General features: G+C 40.2%; 22 protein-coding genes and 2 pseudogenes. 10 read left to right on the forward strand and 14 right to left on the reverse strand.

What is annotated here, in order from left to right; all coding sequences use genetic code 11:
* From ACFIME_RS02690 to ACFIME_RS02730, 9 genes and pseudogenes are all read left to right on the forward strand, one after another.
* Positions 1 to 1119 (forward strand): annotated as a pseudogene (locus ACFIME_RS02690) (tol-pal system protein); the annotation flags it as partial.
* Between the two features lie 18 nt (positions 1120 to 1137).
* Positions 1138 to 2625 carry a tRNA lysidine(34) synthetase TilS gene (tilS, locus tag ACFIME_RS02695; protein WP_375634430.1) on the forward strand — a complete coding sequence of 496 codons (1488 nt, stop codon included), beginning with the start codon at positions 1138 to 1140 and terminating at the stop codon, positions 2623 to 2625.
* Between the two features lie 114 nt (positions 2626 to 2739).
* Positions 2740 to 4902 carry an ATP-dependent zinc metalloprotease FtsH gene (ftsH, locus tag ACFIME_RS02700; RefSeq protein ID WP_375637006.1) on the forward strand — a complete coding sequence of 721 codons (2163 nt, stop codon included), beginning with the start codon at positions 2740 to 2742 and terminating at the stop codon, positions 4900 to 4902.
* A gap of 469 nt (positions 4903 to 5371) precedes the next feature.
* On the forward strand, positions 5372 to 6745 hold the full coding sequence (gene glmM, locus ACFIME_RS02705; RefSeq protein WP_375684444.1) for a phosphoglucosamine mutase: 1374 nt from the start codon (positions 5372 to 5374) through the stop codon (positions 6743 to 6745).
* An 815-nt stretch (positions 6746 to 7560) separates the two neighbouring features.
* On the forward strand, positions 7561 to 7689 hold the full coding sequence (locus ACFIME_RS02710) for a hypothetical protein (protein WP_375634445.1): 129 nt from the start codon (positions 7561 to 7563) through the stop codon (positions 7687 to 7689).
* Positions 7661 to 7935 (forward strand): annotated as a pseudogene (locus tag ACFIME_RS02715) (HigA family addiction module antitoxin). The gene ACFIME_RS02710 and the pseudogene ACFIME_RS02715 overlap by 29 nt, the downstream one beginning before the upstream one ends.
* A 170-nt stretch (positions 7936 to 8105) precedes the next feature.
* Positions 8106 to 8294, forward strand: a complete 189-nt coding sequence (locus ACFIME_RS02720; protein WP_375684445.1) for an antitoxin VbhA family protein — start codon at positions 8106 to 8108, stop codon at positions 8292 to 8294.
* A complete protein-coding gene (vbhT, locus tag ACFIME_RS02725; RefSeq protein WP_375684446.1) occupies positions 8281 to 9798 on the forward strand; it encodes a type II toxin-antitoxin system protein adenylyltransferase VbhT in 1518 nt (505 codons plus the stop codon). Before ACFIME_RS02720 ends, vbhT begins: the two co-directional genes overlap by 14 nt.
* Positions 9799 to 10015: 217 nt before the next feature.
* The gene (locus ACFIME_RS02730) at positions 10016 to 10084 is read left to right on the forward strand and encodes a hypothetical protein (protein WP_375684458.1); all 69 of its coding nucleotides are present in this window, start codon (positions 10016 to 10018) and stop codon (positions 10082 to 10084) included.
* A 54-nt stretch (positions 10085 to 10138) separates the two neighbouring features.
* Here the strand turns inward: ACFIME_RS02730 and virB11 are convergent, their stop codons facing one another.
* The 14 genes from virB11 to ACFIME_RS02800 all read right to left on the reverse strand — a co-directional run bounded on the left by virB11 (position 10139) and on the right by ACFIME_RS02800 (position 20414).
* Positions 10139 to 11191: a P-type DNA transfer ATPase VirB11 gene (virB11, locus tag ACFIME_RS02735; protein ID WP_375633411.1), complete on the reverse strand. Its 1053-nt coding sequence runs from the start codon at positions 11189 to 11191 to the stop codon at positions 10139 to 10141.
* Between the two features lie 17 nt (positions 11192 to 11208).
* Positions 11209 to 12387 (reverse strand): type IV secretion system protein VirB10, encoded by a 1179-nt coding sequence (virB10, locus tag ACFIME_RS02740; RefSeq protein ID WP_375684447.1) that lies wholly within the window; start codon positions 12385 to 12387, stop codon positions 11209 to 11211.
* Between the two features lie 27 nt (positions 12388 to 12414).
* Positions 12415 to 13266, reverse strand: a complete 852-nt coding sequence (gene virB9, locus ACFIME_RS02745; protein ID WP_375684448.1) for a P-type conjugative transfer protein VirB9 — start codon at positions 13264 to 13266, stop codon at positions 12415 to 12417.
* Between the two features lie 2 nt (positions 13267 to 13268).
* Entirely contained in the window at positions 13269 to 13940 is a 672-nt protein-coding gene (locus ACFIME_RS02750; protein ID WP_375684449.1) for a virB8 family protein, read from the reverse strand.
* On the reverse strand, positions 13937 to 14224 hold the full coding sequence (locus tag ACFIME_RS02755; RefSeq protein ID WP_375632018.1) for a type IV secretion protein VblB7: 288 nt from the start codon (positions 14222 to 14224) through the stop codon (positions 13937 to 13939). Before ACFIME_RS02755 ends, ACFIME_RS02750 begins: the two co-directional genes overlap by 4 nt.
* 6 nt (positions 14225 to 14230) lie before the next feature.
* Positions 14231 to 15127, reverse strand: a complete 897-nt coding sequence (locus tag ACFIME_RS02760; RefSeq protein WP_375680749.1) for a type IV secretion system protein — start codon at positions 15125 to 15127, stop codon at positions 14231 to 14233.
* A gap of 46 nt (positions 15128 to 15173) precedes the next feature.
* Complete coding sequence (locus tag ACFIME_RS02765) at positions 15174 to 15554, reverse strand: EexN family lipoprotein (RefSeq protein ID WP_375645889.1); 381 nt, start codon at positions 15552 to 15554, stop codon at positions 15174 to 15176.
* A 64-nt stretch (positions 15555 to 15618) separates the two neighbouring features.
* Complete coding sequence (locus tag ACFIME_RS02770) at positions 15619 to 15822, reverse strand: hypothetical protein (protein WP_375684450.1); 204 nt, start codon at positions 15820 to 15822, stop codon at positions 15619 to 15621.
* 44 nt (positions 15823 to 15866) lie between these two features.
* The gene (locus ACFIME_RS02775; RefSeq protein ID WP_375684451.1) at positions 15867 to 16238 is read right to left on the reverse strand and encodes an EexN family lipoprotein; all 372 of its coding nucleotides are present in this window, start codon (positions 16236 to 16238) and stop codon (positions 15867 to 15869) included.
* A 2-nt stretch (positions 16239 to 16240) separates the two neighbouring features.
* Positions 16241 to 16552, reverse strand: coding sequence for an EexN family lipoprotein (locus tag ACFIME_RS02780; RefSeq protein ID WP_375684452.1), 312 nt, complete (start codon positions 16550 to 16552; stop codon positions 16241 to 16243).
* A 24-nt stretch (positions 16553 to 16576) separates the two neighbouring features.
* Positions 16577 to 17356 carry a type IV secretion system protein gene (locus tag ACFIME_RS02785; protein WP_375684453.1) on the reverse strand — a complete coding sequence of 260 codons (780 nt, stop codon included), beginning with the start codon at positions 17354 to 17356 and terminating at the stop codon, positions 16577 to 16579.
* The gene (locus ACFIME_RS02790) at positions 17353 to 19713 is read right to left on the reverse strand and encodes a VirB4 family type IV secretion/conjugal transfer ATPase (RefSeq protein WP_375684454.1); all 2361 of its coding nucleotides are present in this window, start codon (positions 19711 to 19713) and stop codon (positions 17353 to 17355) included. The genes ACFIME_RS02785 and ACFIME_RS02790 overlap by 4 nt, the downstream gene beginning before the upstream one ends.
* On the reverse strand, positions 19713 to 20036 hold the full coding sequence (locus ACFIME_RS02795; protein WP_015856920.1) for a type IV secretion system protein VirB3: 324 nt from the start codon (positions 20034 to 20036) through the stop codon (positions 19713 to 19715). Before ACFIME_RS02795 ends, ACFIME_RS02790 begins: the two co-directional genes overlap by 1 nt.
* Before the next feature lie 27 nt (positions 20037 to 20063).
* The gene (locus ACFIME_RS02800; protein ID WP_375662483.1) at positions 20064 to 20414 is read right to left on the reverse strand and encodes a TrbC/VirB2 family protein; all 351 of its coding nucleotides are present in this window, start codon (positions 20412 to 20414) and stop codon (positions 20064 to 20066) included.
* Between the two features lie 159 nt (positions 20415 to 20573).
* On the opposite strand from ACFIME_RS02800, the gene ACFIME_RS02805 reads away from it, so the two are divergent.
* Positions 20574 to 21317: a nuclease gene (locus tag ACFIME_RS02805; RefSeq protein ID WP_375662482.1), complete on the forward strand. Its 744-nt coding sequence runs from the start codon at positions 20574 to 20576 to the stop codon at positions 21315 to 21317.
* Positions 21318 to 21713 lie beyond the last annotated feature (396 nt).

Genomic DNA, 21713 nt, shown 5'->3' on the forward strand with positions numbered 1-21713 from the left:
GATAAAGCAGCATCTGATGCAGCGGAAAAAGCCACTGACGCTGTTAATAAGGCTGTCGATGCAGTGAAAGAAGCACCTGAAGCAGCTGATAAAGCAGCATCTAGCGCGGCGAAAAAAGCCACTGACGCTGTTAATAAGGCTGTCGATGCTATGAAGAAAGCACCTGATGCAGCCGATAAAGCAGCATCTGATGCAGCGGAAAAAGCCACTGACGCTGTTAATAAGGCTGTCGATGCTGTGAAGAAAGCACCTGAAGCAGCTGATAAAGCAGCATCTGATGCAGCGGAAAAAGCCACTGACGCTGTTAATAAGGCTGTCGATGCTGTGAAGAAAGCACCTGAAGCAGCTGATAAAGCAGCATCTGATGTGGTGGAAAAAGCTACTAGTGTTGCGGAGCACCAAGGGATTATTTTAGAGAATCAACAGGCTTTATTTAAAGATTATGATTTAGATAAGCTTTTGCATAAGATACGAATGGTGCTTGAGCATAACAGTCTAAAAAATGTTAACAAGCAGTTTCACAAGCTTTTTGATACAGAAGCCTCTTCTGTTTATTCTTGTTCTTTTGAAAAGTCTGCTGTAGATGAAAAATCTCAGACTGTAAAAGAAGAGATGGAGCAGGACCATAGTACAGGTGATCAGACAAAGGTTGCTGCTGTGGAAGCTAAGGTGGAGAGCCATGACCATGAAAACAGTCAACCTTTTAACAAAGCGTATGAAGTAGGTGCTCCAATTGAAGCACATCAGAGTGACAATCTTTCTTCTTCTAAAGCTTTGTATAAGGAAGGGTATGATTTTATTCGTTCTGCCAACTATGTTGATGCTGAAAAAAGCTTTTGCGCTTTTCAAAATCGTTACAAAAAAGATTCTTTGAGTGATGACGCTTTATTTTGGTTGGCCGAATCTTTGTTGGGGCAAAAACGCTATCATGAAGCAGCACAAGTTTATCTTACCGCATGGTATGCAGATAAAAAGAAGCTCTATACCTCCGAGATTTTGCTGAAATTAGCAAGAAGTATGATCGCTCTTGAGCCAAATAAAGACGATTGTGCTCATTTTGTGAAAAAATCAAAACGTCAACAAACATTAGCATCTGTTTTTTGTAAACCTGCAAAATAAACAGCGAGGTCGTTTTTGGTGTGCGTTAGACTGGCAAGAAATCTCTTTAAAACATCGGATTTTATTCAATGTCAGAAGTTGATTCTTGCCGTCTCAGGGGGAAGTGATTCTTTGGCTTTGATGTTTTTGGTCAAAGAGCATTTGGAAACTCTCGCATTTCCTCCAGAAATGATTGTTGTCACGGTTGATCATCAATTGCGTAAAGAATCGATGCGTGAGGCAGAAACTGTTGCGAAAATTTGTCGTGTCCATGATATTCAACATATCACTGTGCGATGGGAAGGCGAAAAGCCAAAGACGCATATTGCTTCCAGCGCGCGTGTTGCACGCTATGATCTCTTGGTTAAAGAAGCACAAAAACAAGGCGCATCACTTATTATGACGGGGCATACACTCAATGATCAGGTTGAAACTTATCAAATGCGGTATCAACGTCTCCAAAAGAATAGAGGTGCTTTATATAGTGAAGCTGTTGCCATGCGTGATGGAGTTTCTGCGGGCGGTTTTGCTGGTATTTTGCGCGGTGAAGCTGTTGCTATGCGTGATGAGGATCATACCAGAAAAACAAGAAAAAATATTTCCGAAAAAAACTATGGTCCCCTCTATGAACGTGGTTTATCTTGTATTCCGCGTGAGGCGTTGTTGCATAGAAAAGTGCGTTTGATTCGGCCACTCCTTGGTGTAAAACGCCAAACATTACGGAATTATTTACGCTTACAAGGACAAACATGGATTGATGATCCAACCAATGAAGATCGCAATTTTGAACGTGTGCGCGTGCGTCAATCTCTTTCTCCACAAAAATTGGCTTATATTGCTCAAAAAATAAATGAAGCCGCATTGCAGCGTCGTCAACAAGCAAAAAATATTGCTGATTTGATCTTAGCGCTGGATATTACTGTCCAACATGGGCGTTGTTTCATAGCAAAGCCTGCGCTATTTTTACAGAAACATTCCAGTTTTCCTTTCGTGGTGGGGCTCTTTGCTGTGCTGATGGGAGGGGGATTTTATTTACTCCCCAATCAGAAATTAAGCATACTTGTTCAAAAACTCTGTCTCGATTCTCCAGAAAAGAAGCGTTTTACTTATGCGGGCTCTGTTATTGAATATAACAAGCAGGGAATTTCTTTGTGGCGTGAAGGGCGAAATATGAAAGAGGCTATCGTTGAGCCAGATAAAACTTTTATATGGGATAGGCGCTATCATATCACAAATCATGGATATGAGGCTATAAAGGTTGGAGCCGCAAATTTAGAACAGCTGAAATTTTTATTAAAAAATAGCGATTTTGAGCTTGAAAAGCCTCATTTTCCCTCTTTACAATCGCTGCTGATGATTTCAAATCATAAAGGGTATGATATTCCAGAGTTGATTTCTCAAGCAGTTGTTCATAAACATGTTATCGTCAAGCGGATTATGGCACCTTTCGATTGGCTTTCCTCACGAGAAGATGCTGCCTTGGTGAATGTTGTGGAACCTTTTTTTAATATTGAGGTGAAAAGATAAAGGAAAATTACTTTAAAAGAAAATAAACAGCTTCTCATCCCTTGGCAAGGGGCTGACAAGGTTATATGTTAAGGGGAACTGTTTGAAATCTATATTTGATTAAGTGGGCTGAATATGAATTCCAATTACCGCTCTCTCCTTATTTGGGGAGTTATTGCCTTGATTTTGATTGTGTCGTTTTCTCTCTTTAATGGAGATAGCCAACGTTCTGGTGGTGGAGAAGTCTCCTATTCTGAATTTTTGCAAAAAGTTGAGAATAATGAGTTGAAATCTGTGACCATTCAAGGTCAAAAATTAACAGGAAAAACCATTGAACATAGAGCTATTTCAACCTATGCTCCTCGCGATCCAGGTTTGATACAAAAATTGGAAAGCAAAAACGTTAATGTTAAAGCTATTCCTGAAAGCTCTGGAAATAGCATTTTCCTCAATCTCCTCTTTTCCTTATTGCCTGTTATTATTATCGTGGGGGCGTGGGTCTTTTTTATGCGGCAAATGCAAAATGGGTCACGTGGTGCAATGGGATTTGGGAAATCGAAAGCAAGATTGCTTAATGAAGCGCAAGGGCGTATTACCTTTAAAGATGTTGCTGGCGTTGAAGAAGCAAAGCAAGATCTTCAAGAAATTGTTGAATTTTTACGCGAACCACAAAAATTTCAACGCTTAGGGGGGCGTATCCCACGCGGTGTTTTGCTTGTTGGTCCTCCAGGAACCGGTAAAACTTTGCTAGCACGCTCTGTGGCCGGTGAAGCCAATGTGCCATTCTTTACCATTTCAGGGTCTGATTTTGTTGAAATGTTTGTTGGTGTTGGGGCAAGCCGTGTGCGCGATATGTTCGAACAGGCTAAAAAAAATGCACCTTGTATTATCTTTATTGATGAAATCGATGCTGTTGGGCGCCATCGGGGGGCTGGTCTTGGCGGTGGAAACGATGAACGTGAACAGACCTTAAACCAGTTGCTTGTCGAAATGGATGGGTTTGAGCCCAATGAAAGTATTATTCTTATTGCCGCAACAAACCGTCCCGATGTGCTTGATCCTGCTTTATTGAGACCAGGGCGTTTTGATCGGCAAGTTGTTGTGCCAAACCCTGATGTTTCTGGGCGTGAACAAATCTTGAAAGTGCATGTGCGCAACGTGCCTTTAGCGCCTAACGTTGATTTGAAAATTTTGGCAAGGGGAACACCAGGATTTTCAGGTGCGGACCTGATGAATCTAGTCAATGAAGCTGCTCTTATGGCTGCAAGCCGTAATAAAAGAGTTGTCACGATGCAAGAATTCGAAGATGCCAAAGATAAGGTGATGATGGGGGCTGAACGTCGTTCAACCGCTATGACACAAGAGGAAAAAGAACTCACTGCTTATCATGAAGCAGGACATGCTATTGTGGCTCTTAATGTGCCGGTTGCTGATCCTGTCCACAAAGCAACAATCGTTCCAAGGGGAAGAGCATTGGGAATGGTGATGCAATTGCCTGAAGGCGATCGCTATTCTATGAGTTATCGCTGGATGATTTCTCGTCTGGCCATTATGATGGGTGGACGTGTGGCTGAAGAATTAAAGTTTGGAAAGGAAAATATCACCTCCGGTGCTTCTTCTGATATTGAGCAAGCGACGAAATTAGCACGCGCGATGATCACACGGTGGGGATTTTCTGATCTGCTTGGAAATGTAGCTTATGGCGATAACCAAGATGAAGTCTTTTTGGGTCATTCTGTTGCGCGAACACAAAATGTTTCTGAAGAAACAGCGCGCATGATTGATATGGAAGTGCGTAAGCTTATTGATGATGCCTATAAAAATGCGACAAACATTTTGAAAACAAAAAGAAAAGAATGGTTTGCTTTGGCACAAGGTTTGTTGGAATATGAGACTTTAACGGGAGCTGAAATTAACGAAGTTATTGCAGGAAAGCTTCCTTCACGCACACAGAAAGATGAGGGTGCTGCGCCACGGGGGTCTTCTGTTCCAAAAACTGGAACGGTCAGAGCAGAGATAACAGTGGTAGATGAAAAAGATGCTGAAGCAGCCCCTAAAACAGTGCCTCATAAAGAAGAGACCGATAAAGGCAAGGCAGGTAAAGCAGAGGTAGCTGTTGGGAAAAAAACAGCAAAATCCGGTAATGTTGAGCCTAAGGAGGCTCAGTCTAAAGAAGTGCAATCGGATGAGACTGAGAAAAAAGCGCAAAGCACAAAAGGTACCACAAAATCAGTCAACCGCTCTAAAAGTAATGCTGAAAAGAAGTCCAATACTGCGGGACATGATAAAGAAAAATAAGAACTGTTTAATATCGCTTGAGTGACGATGTTTTAGGAAAACTTCTAAATTCTTTGAGAAAGGCGCAAGTTTTGTTTGCGCCTTTCTTGTAATATTTGCAAAAATATGGAAGCAAAAAATTAAGCAAAGCTGTTGTATGATAACAGTTTTAGCAGGCTACAAGGCGAGGTGGTATTTTCCTTTACGGATTTAGCAAGTGTGTGAGATTATCCGTTGGTTGTGTTAAAGGGATGTATAGAGCATTTTGAGGAGATAATATTGCTTTTATGTGTAAGGGTGTAAACATAATTGCTTGAGAGTGGTTTAGATGTGTAGATGGTGAATAGGGGGCTTGATTGTTCTAAATGCATTAAGGTTTAAGATCAATGATCTGATTTTATACGGGGAGAGGAGGACTATTGTACCAAGGGGGCTTGTTAGGGTTTTAAGGAAAAGCCAAGGGAAGAATTATATATTAAAGGAAAGAGGCATGGTGCAAAAATATTTTGGTACAGATGGAATTCGGGGGAAAGCCAATTCATTTCCTATGACACCCGATTTTGCCATGAAGGTGGGGATGGCGGTAGGGGTTTTATTTCGCTCACAACATCAATCTCATCGTGTGGTGATTGGCAAGGATACACGATTATCTGGCTATATGTTGGAAAATGCTTTGGTTTCAGGGTTGACTGCTGCGGGGATGGAAGCTTTTTTATTGGGTCCAGTGCCAACACCTGCTGTTGCAATGCTTTGCCGCTCTTTGCGCGCAGATCTTGGGGTGATGATTTCTGCTTCTCATAATCCGTTCTATGATAATGGAATTAAACTTTTTGGTCCTGATGGTTTTAAACTTTCAGATGATATGGAAGCGAAAATTGAACAATTGATCGATACAGATCTTTCAAAGTCTTTAGCAAGTTCTGCCGAAATTGGTTATGCAAAACGGGTTGAGGGAGATATTTATCGTTATATTGAATATGCCAAACGAACTTTGCCGCGTGATGTTCGCTTAGATACTGTGCGTATTGTTGTGGATTGTGCCAATGGGGCTGCTTATAAAGCGGCTCCCCGTGCTTTATGGGAATTGGGGGCTGAGGTTTTTGCTATTCATGATGAGCCCAATGGGACCAATATTAATCAAAAATGTGGATCAACCGATTTAAGCTCTTTAAAACGAAAAGTGCATGAAGTGCGTGCTGATGTGGGGATTGCTCTTGATGGAGATGGAGATCGTGTTCTCATTGTTGATGAAAAAGCACAAACGGTTGATGGAGATCAGTTGATTGCTGTAATTGCTGAAAATTGGCATAAAATGGGACGATTACGGTGCAATGGTGTTGTCACAACGATTATGTCAAATCTTGGACTAGAGCGTTTCTTGAATAGCAAAGGATTGCACCTTGTAAGGACAAAAGTTGGAGATCGTTATGTTGTCGATGCCATGCGCCAAAAGGGATATAATGTTGGTGGTGAGGCTTCTGGGCATATTGTGCTTAGTGATTTTGGTACAACGGGTGATGGCTTGGTGGCTGCATTGCAGGTTTTAGCCTGTATGAAGGAAAGCCAAAGTCCTATGAGCCAATTGTGTAAACGGTTTGAACCTGTACCGCAAATTTTAAAAAATGTAACGATTAAAAATAAAAATGTCCTGAAAAAAAATCCCGTCAAAACGGCTATTAATCAAGCAGAGAAGCGGTTGGGAAAAGAGGCACGGCTGGTGATCCGCGCTTCTGGAACGGAACCGGTTATCCGCCTTATGGCTGAAGGCGATGCACGAGAAGTATTGGACACTGTTGTGACAGAGTTGATGGATGTTATTATTCATCATGATGTACGCATGGGTACTGCACTTGAGGAATCTTGAATTTTTTGAGAAAATTATCAGATCATCTTTTGATAAAGATATTATTATAATGTGGGATTTTGGCAATTACAAAAGGTATGATTATTAACTCAGTGATGTAATAACGGTAATGGATACTCTATCTACGAACAAATTAAATAAAAAAGGGAAAAGTCCAATTCTAATAACTACAATGCGTATAGATTTCTCTATATTTCGTAAGATATGAAAAATATGCCTTTTTTTGATTTTCCTTTTTCTTTTACTTATTCGTAAACCGGTTATTAGTTTAACAGAGTTTGTAGGGGGGAGAGTTTATTAGTATTATTCATTCTTTTTACTGGATATCCAGCGGGTGCAGCGCCCCATGAACATCAAACAGCAATGGTCATTGTGGTTATATCATCTTGATGTTTCTAAGTGCCGCTGCCAATTGGAGATATGATACGCTCCTATTACGTTTAGCTCCTCCTAATTATGAACTTATACTTTTCCAATAATTAGTAGAATAATGAGAAAGAGATGGGAATGATCAATTTTTTTCACGATAGTTCTAATGTTTATAAAGTAAAAAAAGCTATGTGATGTAAAAATAATGAACATTTTTTGTATCTTGGAGGGGTACACTCTATATTCATTTATCATTTTAAGATTTAAACATAAAAGGATTGAAGCCTTCTATAATACTGGTACGACTGAAGGGATTAGAACCGCCCATGCTCAAAAATTAAAGCGTATTCTAAGTGCTCTTGAAGTAGATGTATCGCCAAAAGATTTTGAGTTATCCATCCTTTTGATTACATCTGCTAAAGGGTGATTTCAAGGATTATTGGTCAATTACTGTAAATGGAAATTGTCGCGTAATATTTCGCTTTGATAGCATAGATGTCGAAATGGTTGATTATCTGGATTATCATCAAAAAGGAGATCTAAACAATGATGAAGAATCCTTCACATCCCGGTGAATTATTGCGTGAAGATGTGATCAAAGAGCTTGGTTTATCCTTTAATGAAGCAGCAGAGTGGCTTGGTATATCTCGTGTAGCACTTTCTAGAGTTTTAAATGAAAAAGCCGCGCTATGAGAGCTAATCTTGCTATTAGGCTTGAAATGTCTGGTGTAAGCACAGCACGTGCTTGGCTTGTTATGCAAACAAATTATGATCTATCAAAAAAATTCCTTAACAACAGTCTCATGATCAAGATTGCATAAAAGAGCTTCAAATGGCAGTTAAGTTTTTGCAACAGAGACGTATACAAGAGCTAAATCATGCGTATGAGCGTACAAGGTCAAAAGATGTGACGGCGGGGTAAGACAAGGAATAAAATCTTGTTTCTATAGTCTGTTTGGCTATAATAAATGTAAGCAAATGAGGGTTTTATATGTTGAGTGAAGAGGAAATTAAGCTGCGTCGCATTGCTGCTGAAAATGCATTGGCAAGCCAACGTTTAGAGGGATTAGAACCAGATCCGCTGGTTGTTGCTCAAGTAGAGCGTTATATTATAGGTGAACTTGAAATAAGTGATATCATCACAGATTATATGGAGCGTGTAAGACGTGGAGAAGTATAAGGGGAGCGGCGATTCTTATACTGATCCTGAAACTGGTGTGATGTATAATCGGCTTGGTATTAAAGACAAAGCCACACTGCAGCGTGTAGAATCTACTATTACTTATGTAAAATCTTTCGAATTTGTACATACTCCTATTGGTGGTAAATTTGATCTGGATTACATGAAAGAGATCCATAGAAGGCTGTTTGGCGACATATATGAATGGGCGGGACAAATTCGTTTAGTGGATATTGCCAAAGGTAATAGTATATTTGCTAGTTATAATCAGATTGAAAGTTATGCACCGAAGATTACACAAAAGCTTGCAAAAGAACAGTATCTGCGTGGTCTTGGCGCTTATGACTTTAGCCAAAGGGCTGGATATTACATGGGCGAGTTGAATGCGTTGCATCCGTTTCGAGAGGGGAATGGGCGTACTCAGCGTGAATTTATGGTGCAACTGGCTTGTGAAGCTGGTTATCATATCAACTGGAAGGGTATTGAGCGACAAGAAATGACACGTGCGTCAATTAAAGCACATTTTGGTAATTCAGAATATCTGTCTGCACTCATCTATAAGAACCTTACCAAGTTTACAGAAAATAAAAGGGATGATGTTTCTCAAGGTATTGGCAAAAATATTGCTTTTGGCGTTGATCTTAATAAAGAGTGCTTGGAACAACAAAAAGAGAAGATTGAAACTCCTTGGGATAGAGAAAAGACAAGTTTTGCTAAACGTCAAAAAGAAGAACTTGAACAATTACAAAATGATTTGAATGTTGTTGCAAAAGCAACAGAACGAGAGCCATACCTTGCGGCTTATATAGATAATTCTAATTTAGAACAGAAAGCGCTTAGCGCTCTTAGGAATGAAAAATCTTATGTTAATATGTTTAAGGAGTTAAACAGTCGTTTAGCATCTATTTATAAAGATCCGCAAGCTGCCGCACTCAAGATTGAGCAGACGATTTTAGCAGGTAAAGGCGATAAATTGCCTGATATTTTGGAAAGGGAACCTGATAGAGCGGGTGAACTGCGTGGGGCAGATCGTTTAATCGATAAACTCAAATCTACAGGAAAAGAACGAAAAGAAGCGCTTTCTCATGTTCCTCGTGCACTTTCTTCTATTAAAAAGCTTCAAGCCTTTTATAAGAATTCTTATGAGACACATGTAAATAGGGTTGTACGGGAGCGTGAGCGATTGAAAGTTGAAGTCCCCTCGCTTTCACAAGAAGCAGTGACTTTTATGAAAAATGTTGAAGCTGGTTGTGATAGTTATTCAAAGATACCAGAGCAGGTTAATCAAGAGTTTTTAAAGCTACAAAGTGCTTTAGATAAACGTTTTGGACAGGATGCCATTCATAAATATGGTTTTGATTTATCAAAAGCAATCCCCAAAGAACAGTCTTATAATAAAGAACACATAAAAGAATTTCAAATGGCAGTTAAGTTTTTGCAACAGAGACAACAGGAGAAAATCAACGCAATAGCGCGTGCAAGATCAATAGATATGATACGGTAAGGGCAAGAATAAAGCCTTATGCTGTATAAGCCCTATTAAGCCATATGGTAAAAGAGAGGTAATCAAAAGAGGTTTAATATGAGTGTGACAAAAGACGTTGTACGAGCCCGCATAGATAGGACATTAAAAAAGAAGCCGGTGAAATATTAGCAAGTTTAGGACTTACGGTGTCTGATTTATCCGGATTGCTTTGACAAAAGTTGTTGATGAAAGAGGATTGCCGTTTGATATGGCTGTTTCTAATGCGGAAACGCTTAAAACTTTTGAAAAGAGTAAAAAAGGATAAGATGTATATTTCGCGAAAGATATGAATGATTTATTTAAGTGATTTCGACAGTTTTTAAAAAGCATCACGGCGCTTGAAAGGGTCGTAATAAATTTCTGTTACACGAAATTTTCCTTCAAGGCGTTTGCATTGGATGATGACATCTATCATCGAGATTAATAAGCCGCGGATATCATCGCGTGCTAAATTACCACCACCGTCACTTTCTTTTACTAAAAGGGTCATTTGTTCAAAGGCTGCAAGTGCTGTTGAGGCGTGGACGGTGGTAATGGAGCCGGGGTGACCAGAATTGACATTACGGATGTAGTAAAAGGCTGTACCATCACGCAGCTCTTGTAGAAGGATTCTGTCGGGGCGCATGCGTAAGCCAGATTCAAGCAGTTCTTTTGCGCCTGCTTTTGCTAAGCCTTGGTTATCTTTTGAATAAAAAAGTTGGACTTTGTTGGCGTGCGGAACGACAAGTTCTGGCGTGTCTTCAATGGTGAGAATTCGTTCATAGTCAGGGATTTTTGCAATCAAAGCTTTGGAGAGGGTTGTTTTCCCGGAACCGGTTTTGCCCGATATTAAGATATTTTGTTGTGTAATAACGGCTCTTTCTAAAAAGGTGCAAAAGTCTTTGGCGATAAAGAGATCTGTTAGCTCTTTGTCTGTATCAGAGAGTTCGGATAACCGTTCTGTCATTTGTTGCGTAGGTGTGAAACTGGTGTTTTGGGCGACAGAAAACAGATTGTTTTCATGTAAACTTTCAAGAGAAAAAGTGCGTGATGAAGGTTTACGAATGGTCATGCTAATGGTATTGGCTGCAACAGCTGGAGGCATAACAATTTGTATGCGTTCGTTGTTTGGCAGTGTTGCGGAGAGAACGGGGTTTTCTACACTGATTTTTTGTGTTGTGTAGGCAGCAACAACTTTTGCAATCCCTTCTAGTTCGCTGTAGGTTAGTTCTTTTAAGATGTGGGTTTGCCAACCATTGGGACCCTCAACGATTACTTCGCCAGGGCGATTGATAACAATTTCAAATAAATTGTCATTATTGAGGAAGTCATCTAAGATCTTTAATTTTGTTAAAACGATGGAGGCGCGTTCTGCATTTTTTGCTGATGGCATAATGTGACTTTATTGGCTTAATGAAAAAAGGAATAGCTGGGAGTAGAGCGGTTTCTTTTGCTCTTTACGACTAGTTTATAGACAGAGGAAAAATCGAGATCTTTTGCTACAAAGATGTTGACCAGTTCGCCTTGAAATTTTTCTAAGGTAGGAGGAATATTGATTTGATTTTCAAGGGCAATACTGGCGGACTCTTTTCCAGTGTTGTTTGCGCCTTCAAAACCGCCGCCTCCAGAGTTTTTTGAACCTTCTTTATTGGAATTGCCTACTATTTTATTTGTTAAAACTGTTGTGGCACCATCAATAACGGTGAGTAAAAGGGAAGAGCCAAAGCGTTCCCACCAATGGGTGTTGATGTTGCCATCAAAACCGGCTCTGCCTAAACTGTCGGTTGCGGGTGAGGCAAGGTCGATGATGACACCGGTTGGGGTTTTTGCTCTTGTCCAGAGCACAAAGAGGCGAGATTGACCTTGTTTTATCCCTCCGCGGTATTCGCCAATCACTTGGGTTCCTTTATCAAGCAAAACAACGCGCCCATTGTCAGAGAGGATATCACGGTTGATGATGCAGCTTGCAAAGCCTGGTTGCTCACTGTTTAATGCGGTTTCTAAGATACAGGGAATAGAGGTTCCCATGGCGATGATAAAGTTTCTATTGCCGATGAGTTTTGCTTTTGCTTTTGCTTCTTCTGTTTTGGTAGGCTTTAATAGGGTTGCAAAATTTTGTGTGTCTTGAAGGGCAGGAGAATTTTGCGCATTCGCGAGATTTTCAAGGGCATGGAATTTTTCAAGGGGGTTGAGAGTCGTGTTGACGATGTCTTTTAATTGAGATTTAGAGCCTTTGGCAAAAGCTAAAACAGGGGCACGTCTTGCGGCATCAAGTAATGGGTCATCTTTTTTGGGTTCTTGTGCGAGTGGTTGTGGGGGTGGTAAGGTTATTGGCGCTATGTTTGCACGCGGGTCAGAGGGCGCGAGCTCTAAAGGGGCGAGGGAATTGTGAAAGCTTTTTTCTTGTTTTTTATGAGCTTTTGCGGTGTCTTTTTGTTCTGTGGGGGAGGATAAGATGTTCCAGAGCACATAGCCGCAGATTCCTATACAGGCTATTGCGACAACTATTTTTTTGCCAGCGCTTTTGGCACTATTGTTTTTGCCATCCCCAATAGATCCGCGATCTTCGATGATTGGTTTATCACTCATGTGTTGTCCCCTTCAATTCCCGCTTATTTAAAGATCTGATGCAATTTTACGTTCAACAGATGGTGAGGTTGTTCCGGTATTTGGATTTGTGCCTTTTGGTTGATAGGCTTCGTTAAAGACGCATAGGACGTTTTTTCCCTGTCTTAGGGTGAAGCGTGCGCTAATGGCATGGACAATCACCATGTTGCCTCTTGTGGTTTTGGGAACCAGCGATTCTGTACCGTCATTGCTGACAATGTAAATGGCAGGGATTTCTTGGTTGTCTGGAAATGTAAATGTTGTGGTTTTGCCATTGTCATAAACAGAGGAGGGTTCAAGAGTGATAGAGCCTTGAGCGGTGTAAGCCCAATTGCGAGGTCCGTAGGTTTCAGAAGCGTTGAAGACATTATCGATACGCTGGGCTTGTTGTTTTTCTTGTCGCATAAGGGCTGCGAGTCTTCTTTGTTCTGCTTCCTCTTGTGGGTAGCGAAATTTCACAAGGAAATATGTTTCTTGTCCAGATGAAATTTCTCCATCTTTAATGATGAGTTCAAATTGATAAGAGCGCTTTGAGCCATCAAGCTTTGTGGTGACGACTTGGAGATTGGTAATGGGTTGGACTTCTCGCGCTTTGAGGAAAAGAATATTACCCGCTGGTGCAACTTCCCATGCAACGCTGTTGCCAATCGCTACATGAGCAATTTCTTCATTGGGAGAAAATTCTATTTGTACCGATGAGCGTATGGAGCCAATAATTTTTGTGACATTATAGGCATCATAGTTGATAAAGCGAATGCGGCTATCGCTTGGCGCACGAGTGGGAAAAATACTGGCATGGCTAGGCGTTAAAGAAAGGGTAATAGCGATGTTAAGAATGAAAAAAAGAATTTTTTTTGTCATGATCAGTTGACCACTTCCGGATCGGTTCTATATTCACTAACAATAAACCCTAGAGGATTTATCAAACGGTTTTGGACAGAGATAGGGGCATTGATATATTCAAAGGTAAGTGTTGCAACCCAGTGGGTGATGAATTCTTTGTTGTTGTCGTTGTCATGAATGGTTCTGTAGTAACGCACTTGGGCAACATCGTCATTGATAAAGGAGATTGATTTTATTGTTATTGTAACAGCGGCGTGTTTATAGAGAATTTGAGGACTTTGGGGATTTCTTGCTCCATACCAGCTGGCAAATCTTTCCTGTTCTTCAGAAGAAGAGAGGAGGGAGACGGTTTGGAAGTTGTGTTGTGTTTCTTCTGTGGTGAAGCCTTCACGGGAGCGGACATATTTTGCAGCAAAGTAGCGTGTGATGGCTTCGTCGACGTTTGTTGGACCTTCTTTTAAGGCTTCTACGACTTCAACAATGCCGGTTGAGTTGTCAACGCGAATGACAAAGGGTTCCACGGTTTTAAGGGGTGTGAGGGTGATGACCGCGAGAGAAGACATTATTGCAACAGCAACCGCGATGCCGGCAATGGCAAGCGAGACGCGGGTGGTGCGGCGTGAGGCGAGCATGCGATCTTGATCAAACGAGCGTGCTTCAGCAATATATTGTTCTATATCTTTTTCTTTCATGCTTTTTGCCCGCAATTTTTGTAAGATTTGATTTCTTCATCCGTTAATTTTTGTGCCAGAAGCATTTCCAGCTTGCCTTCTTTTAGGGGTGAAGGGGTGTTGTTACTGATGATAATGGGCGTGGGCGTGGGTTTTTTCCCTTCCCAATTCCACATTGATCTGTTGAGTGGACGTTTAGAATATCCATCACACTTTGGGAGTGACTTCAGTGTGTTTGGTGAAGACACACAGCCACTGAGAAAGAGAAATGGTAAGATAATCCCAATTTTTTTAAATTCCCGCATTTGAACTTAGACCTTTGCTAATGATGCTATTAGTGATCCTATTTTTTTTGCACCGTTCGTTATCGTTTTAGCTCCGCCTGAGCCTGTAAGGGATGCACCCCCAGAGGCTAAAGCGGAAGCCATGCTAGGTAAGTTGAAGAAAAGAAAAATACCACCAATGCCAACCACGAAGAATTCTCCATAGGCAAACATGAGATCTTTAATGTCTTTTGTAAAGACGCTCATTGCAAGATCGATATACATACTACCAAGCAAGATGACTAATATCTGAAGTATGATGAAGTTTGCAACTTGTCCTAACCATGCTTCTGTAAACCTTCTTGTTGATGAAAACATATAGAGGCTTATGAAGAGCGGTCCCACTGATAAGACGAGAAATAAACCCAGCTTAGCAAACATTGTGACGATAAAACCAATTAGGCAAAAAACAGCAGCAATTGTGTAACAGAGCGAAGCATAAAACCATGAAATAAGATACGCACCCAATGCAAGCCATGATGAAGATTTTGTTGCATCAAAAATATGTGAAACAGCTTTGTTTAACAGATCATCCCATATATTTTTATCTGAGTGTATTGTACCTTGTGTGGCATGTGCAATGGCATTAGGCAGACTATTGAAAAATAAATCCCCGATCCACTCATTATAAAGAGCAGCCTTTGTAGTGAGTGAAACAATGATGCCAAGTTTGAAAGCTGTCGTTATAAATTCCCACAGTGGCATGGAAGAACGCCCTGAGATGATATTGTACCCAATAAATATAATGTAAATTGTACAAGACAGCTTAAGTGGAGTACCTAAAGCCGATGAGAGATGTTCAACGGAGTTATGCATTATCTTTACAATAGGTTTAATTAACATATCTTCTGCTGTGATAAAGAAAGCTATTTTTTCGAATGCCATTGCACGTCCATTCTATCTAATTTTTGCAAATATGATCATTTCTGATTCAATTATTATGTTGGTTCTGTTCAGCCTGTTCTTTCGCTTTTTGTTCAGCTTTAGCGCGCTCTTTTGCTTCTCGTTCGGCTCGCAATCTATTAGTGTCAGCTTCAATTTTTTCAAGTTTAGCCTTCATTTTAGCTTTAAATTCTTCATCTATTTTGCGATTATGTTCATCAATCTCTGCCCGACGTTCTTTCTCAAGTTCAGCGCCTGCTACTCTTAGGTTTTCACAATTTTTTGAAGTTCCTATCCCTCCACATCTCGTGACCCATTCATCAAATAATTTTGGATTTTTTTTAAATTCTGCAACGCTATAGGTTTTTTCACATCCAGCGGTGATGAGCCCTGTGCAAAGTAGCAATGTTGTTATGAGAACTTTATTCATAGATATTTCCCCTTCTTTCTTTCAGTTTTTGAGGTTTGAGCATAATCTTTAAATTATGCTTGTGTTATCGGTTTTTATAACCAGTGATGATAAATCTAGGGCACAGACATAATGTTGCCATAAATATATTATAGAGTGTACGAAGCTCTTTAAGTTGAGCAGCTAAAGCGCAATAGCGATGTGTAATGGTGCTATTCATTGTCTTTGTAATGGGATCCATTAACATATTGTCGATATAAGAAAATACGCCTTTGCTTTCTACAGCCATTGAGATGCTCCGCTATTCATTGTGTATTTTTAATAATTTAATCGTTATTTTGTTTTTTGTTCTTCTTCAGCGCGTTCTTTTGCTTCTTGTTCAGCTAATTTTTTTTTAGTATTAGCTTCCATTTTTTGAAGTCTGGCTCTCATTTCGGCTTCGGAATCTCTAATCATTTTTTGAAACTTTTCATCATCTTCACGCTCTCTTTCTTCAGCTTTTGCTTCATATTCTTTTTCAAGTTCTAAAAATGCTAACCGCATGTTTTCACAATTTTTTGAAGTTCCTGCGAATCCACATTTAGCATCCCACTCTAAGCGTAAATTTTTATCTTTTTTAAATTCTGCTACGCTATAGTTTTTTTCACATCCAGCTGTGATAAGCCCTGTGCAAAGTAGCAATGTTGTTATGAGAACTTTATTCATGATTAATGACTGTCCTGTTGTTGTTTAGCTTTAGCGCGCTCTTCTGCTTCTCGTTCTTCTCGCCTTTTATTTATTTTCTCTAGAGCTTTATTATAATTTTCTAACGCTTTCTTAGAATGTTCTTCATCAAGTTCCTTCGCGGCTTGTCGCACATTTTGACAATTTTTCGAATTATCAGAAGCTCCACACTTCCATTGAAACTCTCTTATTAAGCTTTCATTTTTTTTAAATTCTGCGACGCTATAGGTTTTTTCACACCCAGCCGTGATGAGCCCTGTGCAAAGTAGCAATGTTGTTATGATGATCTTGTTCATATTCAAGCCCCTCTTTTTTCTCGTTTATTGACCACGCAGTTTTTTTGCATAATCTGCATATCGCGCTGAAAATTCTTCGTAAGCTCGTTGTTCGGCAGCTTTGTACTCTGCTTGTTGAATCATCGCGGCGGCTTGCATTTGGAGAACTTGTGTTTGGAGTTTTGCTTGTATCGCTGATAATTGTGCTTGAATGCCTTGAATTTTACCCGCATCTTCAGTACTTCCAAGTTCGTCAAGGAGCTTGGTAATGGTTTTTTGTGTTTCACTGGCTTCTTCGTAGACGTCTTGGCCTTTTGCTGCTTGTCCTACCGTGTTCTGTTCAGCTTTTTTCACTTCCTGTGCGTAAAAAGCATCCACGGACTCTTTTGATCCAGCACCCCCTGAGGGCTCTTTGTATTTAAGTTCTTCTTGCCATTTTTGCGTGTTTTTGCTGCCGCCACCGCCGCCACCGCCACCACCGCCACCACCGCTGCCCATCGATTGTTGAAAGTGGTTAAAATCTGAAGGAAGGGCGCCACTGCTCCCTTGCTTGTTAAACATCTCTTTCAATCCCGAAATGTCAGGCTTGACATTTAGGGAGTTATATAATTGTTTCGCTTGATCGAGTTGGCTCTTTAATTGGTCAAGCTGTTGTTTGCCTTGTTGAATTTGTTCTTGCAATTTGCCAAGCTGTTGTGTGCCTTGCTGGACTTGTTTCATTATTTGTCCAACAGCCGCGGGATCATATACCATGATAGCGAATGCATTTGTTTGAAAGCCAAATGAAGCTGCATAGACGGCTGTTGCCAATAAAAGTTTTTTCATTGCTTTGACCTTTCTTGAAAAATAGGAAGCCATTTTTCTGGAGATTGTCCAACTTCATCCATAATGGTCTCTAGGAGTTCAATATTCTTGGTGGTGCCACTTAAAATGGCTATTTCATCATCAAAGCCGCGTAAATTTAGTTCTGCTACAACTGAACTTTGTCCTTGTTTGATGAGAAAACGCCGTGACTCACGGCTTAATTCTGATTGTATCAGGTTAAATTCTCTGTCCGATAATTTAAAACCTTCTACATAATCCCCATGATTGCCCTTTTGATTAGGAAAATAAATTTGTGTGGGGCATTGCTCTATAATGGTGTGAGCAATAGTCGAATTGATCGCATCTTTGGGAGATTGCGTTGCAAACAACATCAAACCATTTTGTTTACGAATAGTTTTCAGCCTGTCTTGCGCAAAGGCTTTAAAGGAATCATCCTCTAAGGCTTTCCAAAATTCATCAATGACAATGATAATACGACGCCCATCAATTAGAGACAAAATCCTATGAAAAAGATACATCATCAATGGTGGACGAATTTCATTATTGTCTAAAAAATCCGTCATGTCATAACCAATAAATTTTGCATCAATGCCAATGTCGTCATCAGGATTGTCAAAAACCCACCCTAAGGCATTGCCTTTACACCATCTTTCTAAACGACCCGATATCCCCTCTCTGTGCGTGGTGTCAAAAAACATTTGTAAGGCAGAGATCGTCCGTTGTTCTTTTGGTAACAAGGCAAGCTGGTCAACAGCCGCCGTAATGTCTTGTCTTTCTGATTCACTGATCTTTTGATCTTCAGACGAAACAAGCTTTATAATCCATTGGCGTAAAAAAACTCTATCTGCTGGATTGTTATAGTCTAAGCCTTTTAGCGGTGCTATGCCTGTCGGTCTACCATTCTTCAAGGGCATATAAGTGCCGCCACCCGCTCTGACAAAAAGTTCTGCACCCCGATCTTTGTCAAAAAAGACCATATTGGGATCATGCTTTTGAAGTTGCGCTAAAAGAAAATTGACAATAACCGTTTTCCCAGAACCAGAGGGACCACAAACAAACGTATTGCCTAAATCACCAAAGTGAAAGTTAAAATAAAACGGTGAACCAGCAGAGGTTTTCATCAAGGCTACCGCTGGTCCCCACACATTGCCATCTATTTTTCCAACCGGAAAAGAATGAAAAGGAGAAAGCGCTGCATAATTGCGGCTTGTTATTGCACCAGAGCGGGTGCGATAAGCATAATTGCCAGGCAATTGTGCCCACCAAGCCGCCGCTAACCCTAAATCTTCCCGCGCAATCACAGCCCCACCATCTGTAAGACGAGAACGCGCTTTGGCAAGATTATCCGCTAATTCTTGCGGCGTATCAGCAAAAACTGCCAATGATAAATGATGCTCCCCTAAAACAAAACGATTGGATTCAAGATCATCAAGCGCATCATCAAGTTCCATAATTTGTGAGCCCGCACGGTCTCCTGCATTGACCATTTGGTTTTGTTTGCGCCCCATAATTTGCTTGGCAATGTTTTTGCTCTTGAAAACAAAAGATTGGGTGAAAATAAACTCAAAGGGAAGCGTGAGCAAACCATCCGCCATGCCTACCCTGGTTTTTGCTGGATATTCTTTCCAACCAAACATGCCCGCAAACCGCTGTTCCGCCTCATAACGTATTTCTATGATCTCTTTCCCAAAAATGAGACGGTCTGAGTAAACAGTCGAAGCTATCGTCCCCCATGTGAGAGGGGTCCGTTCACGACGACCTCCCACCAATTGGTGGATAAACTCACTTTGCTGCGAATAAATATTACCTTCATGTTCATAAAGGCTCAGTCTTCTTGCACCATAACGCTCTAAATTTTGAATAAGATTTGTGGTAATATCTTCAAGCTTGCGAATGGACTCTGCATCAACTTCTGTCTTTTCTTGCTTGGCTTTGCCTAAACGTTTGAAAAACTCCACTAATTTATCCGTTTGATCAACGTGTGGATTCCACAAAATCGAAAGATAAAGATCATTGCGATAAAGCTCCTGTGAAACCATCCGCTCGCGATATTTATCATCTAATTGCTTGGCAAATGCCGATCTGAAAGTCCCATCCGGATAAATCGTTTCACGCTTTCTGATAATATGGCTATAAAGCGCTATCCGTTCATCCGCTATGTTTTTAAACAGATTATTGAGCTGTTCGTGAAGCACATTCAGATCAATAATATCCGCTGTCTCAAAGTTAATGCCTTCAAGTTTAATAACGCTCATGAGAGCGCGTGAATCCAGCGCAATGATGTGTTTATTGACATGGCGCACGTAAGGAATGATCGCCTCTGGCTGCTTTTCACGTTTGCGCTCTGTTCTATTCATTATAATTCCTCATAATTACGAATTAATCGTAATGGAGAAATACTTCCCCCACCCCATAGACTCGAATTTCTGGCAAAAATAGATGTCTTTTGCCATGTCAGAAGAATACGAAATTTGTTATGGTCATGCTTTAGGATTTCCTTGAATATGAAATGCAGCATCACACCAAAGGTGATAAGAAAAATATTGCCTGTCATAATGAACAACATCATCGTTCCTATCGCATTTAATCCCATAGCTTCCACCGTCACGCCCGCAATCATTGCAGGGCGTGTGCAAGCAAGAAATAACGTATCTTCTGTTAGCTTGTCGTGCTCTTTCATGGCTTTGAAAGGCTAGAGTCAAGCGAATTAAGACATAAACATTGATGCGATTTGTGGTGCACCAAAAACAATGCCGATGCCAACACAAACAAAGAAAGCTTTACGCATTTCAACATAACCAGCAATCCATGCAAGCCCAATACCAGCAACCGCAATGGTTGCAATCGATTTTGCAATGTTTCCTGTTAAAGCTTTGACTAATTGATCAAGAGCAGTTTCAACTTTTCCAAAGTCACCTGCGGCAAATGCTGGCTCACTCAGTGCGATGAAGGCAATAAACAGCATCAATGCTGCTGTTAACCATTTCTTTTGTGTGTTGGATAGAGTAGTTTTTTGTAAGGTATGTTCACAACTGAACAAATTATTCATGTTTTTCATGAAAAATTCCCCGCTTTATGTTTAAGTTGATCGTAAAATTAATATTCAAAATATTAATCGGGAATCATATAAATGAAAAAAATAAATTTTTCTATCGATAAATTAACAATATTTAATCTTTTATTATTTAATGAACAATAAAATACAGTAATATTCAAAATGATAATTTTAAAACATCTTCGAGCAGCGCCTAAATATATTGTCTTAATTTGTATTATTATTTTAGGATACTTTTATTTAATTAAAAATAATGAACAACTTACTCAAAATTCTTTTTTAAAAGGAACAGAAAAGACAATAGAAAACCCCGTTCAAAATCCGAAGTCACAATTGATAGATTATGCAAACCAACAAGACGCAAGCCAACAAAATGTGGTATTGCATCCAGAACCAATCGCATCACAATTTTATGAAGAAAATGTGCCGGTCTATTCCGGTGCTATACAGGTCACAAGTGGTGTGACCTTTAAAATGATCACGCTCGTGGATGATGGATGGAGAAAAAAGATTATCCGTGATATCCGCTTATATGGTGTGGAAAGCTGTGAAATGAGGCAATTTGCCTTACGCAACGGAGTTAAGTGGCCATGTGGTGCTTTTGTTACTGCTTGGCTTGTCTCAAAAACAATCGATAAAAATGTTACTTGTCGGCAAGCACGTGTCATTCAACAGGTTCATTATGCACAATGTTTTGTAGATGGGGTTGATCTGGCACGTTTGGGGCTGGCAGAAGGGTTGATGGTGTTGACAAAAGATCAGCATCATTTTCCATCCCCAGCAGACTATAAAACTCTACAATCTGCTGCTCAAAAAGCACAAAACGGTTTATGGTCGAGCCAATTTCAACAACCAGAAGATTGGCGAAGAGATCATGGGAGCTATAATCCCATTGACCATTATTGATAAAGCGTCCTCTTAAGCGCTATTTAAAAATCAAGACAATATTCTACTGCAAATCTTATCAGAAAAAAGTTAATTATAATCCACGCACTCCTTGGTGGACAACGTTCGTTATGGAAATTTGTTGTGTTTAAAGCTCGCTTACGCATATAGGTTGCTCACTACAGCGCTATGGGAGAGCGCGTTTTTTCCCCTAAACAAAATAGTCATTGTAACAAACATGAGTGTTCAGAAAAATATGAATAAATTCAAATCGATGACGTGACCTTTGGTCATGAAAAAAAGGCTTATGAAAATATAAAGAGAGGCAGAAATAAACTATCTCTTCTTAAAAAAATACTACATTGCTTCAAATTAAACTAGGACTTCTAACGCAAGCTTTGCCTCATGTTGCCATGT

The sequence above is a fragment of the Bartonella sp. AP1QHHD genome (assembly GCF_042196265.1).
Taxonomy (GTDB): Bacteria; Pseudomonadota; Alphaproteobacteria; order Rhizobiales; family Rhizobiaceae; genus Bartonella.

Coding starts and splice junctions, on each gene's coding strand:
- ftsH (WP_375637006.1), top strand. CDS start 2,740: ATGAATTCCAATTACCGCTCTCTCCTTATTTGGGGAGTTATTGCCTTG.
- glmM (WP_375684444.1), top strand. CDS start 5,372: ATGGTGCAAAAATATTTTGGTACAGATGGAATTCGGGGGAAAGCCAAT.
- ACFIME_RS02720 (WP_375684445.1), top strand. CDS start 8,106: ATGTTGAGTGAAGAGGAAATTAAGCTGCGTCGCATTGCTGCTGAAAAT.
- virB11 (WP_375633411.1), bottom strand. CDS start 11,191: ATGCCATCAGCAAAAAATGCAGAACGCGCCTCCATCGTTTTAACAAAA.
- virB10 (WP_375684447.1), bottom strand. CDS start 12,387: ATGAGTGATAAACCAATCATCGAAGATCGCGGATCTATTGGGGATGGC.
- virB9 (WP_375684448.1), bottom strand. CDS start 13,266: ATGACAAAAAAAATTCTTTTTTTCATTCTTAACATCGCTATTACCCTT.
- ACFIME_RS02750 (WP_375684449.1), bottom strand. CDS start 13,940: ATGAAAGAAAAAGATATAGAACAATATATTGCTGAAGCACGCTCGTTT.
- ACFIME_RS02755 (WP_375632018.1), bottom strand. CDS start 14,224: ATGCGGGAATTTAAAAAAATTGGGATTATCTTACCATTTCTCTTTCTC.
- ACFIME_RS02760 (WP_375680749.1), bottom strand. CDS start 15,127: ATGGCATTCGAAAAAATAGCTTTCTTTATCACAGCAGAAGATATGTTA.
- ACFIME_RS02765 (WP_375645889.1), bottom strand. CDS start 15,554: ATGAATAAAGTTCTCATAACAACATTGCTACTTTGCACAGGGCTCATC.
- ACFIME_RS02770 (WP_375684450.1), bottom strand. CDS start 15,822: ATGGCTGTAGAAAGCAAAGGCGTATTTTCTTATATCGACAATATGTTA.
- ACFIME_RS02775 (WP_375684451.1), bottom strand. CDS start 16,238: ATGAATAAAGTTCTCATAACAACATTGCTACTTTGCACAGGGCTTATC.
- ACFIME_RS02780 (WP_375684452.1), bottom strand. CDS start 16,552: ATGAACAAGATCATCATAACAACATTGCTACTTTGCACAGGGCTCATC.
- ACFIME_RS02785 (WP_375684453.1), bottom strand. CDS start 17,356: ATGAAAAAACTTTTATTGGCAACAGCCGTCTATGCAGCTTCATTTGGC.
- ACFIME_RS02790 (WP_375684454.1), bottom strand. CDS start 19,713: ATGAATAGAACAGAGCGCAAACGTGAAAAGCAGCCAGAGGCGATCATT.
- ACFIME_RS02795 (WP_015856920.1), bottom strand. CDS start 20,036: ATGAAAGAGCACGACAAGCTAACAGAAGATACGTTATTTCTTGCTTGC.
- ACFIME_RS02800 (WP_375662483.1), bottom strand. CDS start 20,414: ATGAAAAACATGAATAATTTGTTCAGTTGTGAACATACCTTACAAAAA.
- ACFIME_RS02805 (WP_375662482.1), top strand. CDS start 20,574: ATGATAATTTTAAAACATCTTCGAGCAGCGCCTAAATATATTGTCTTA.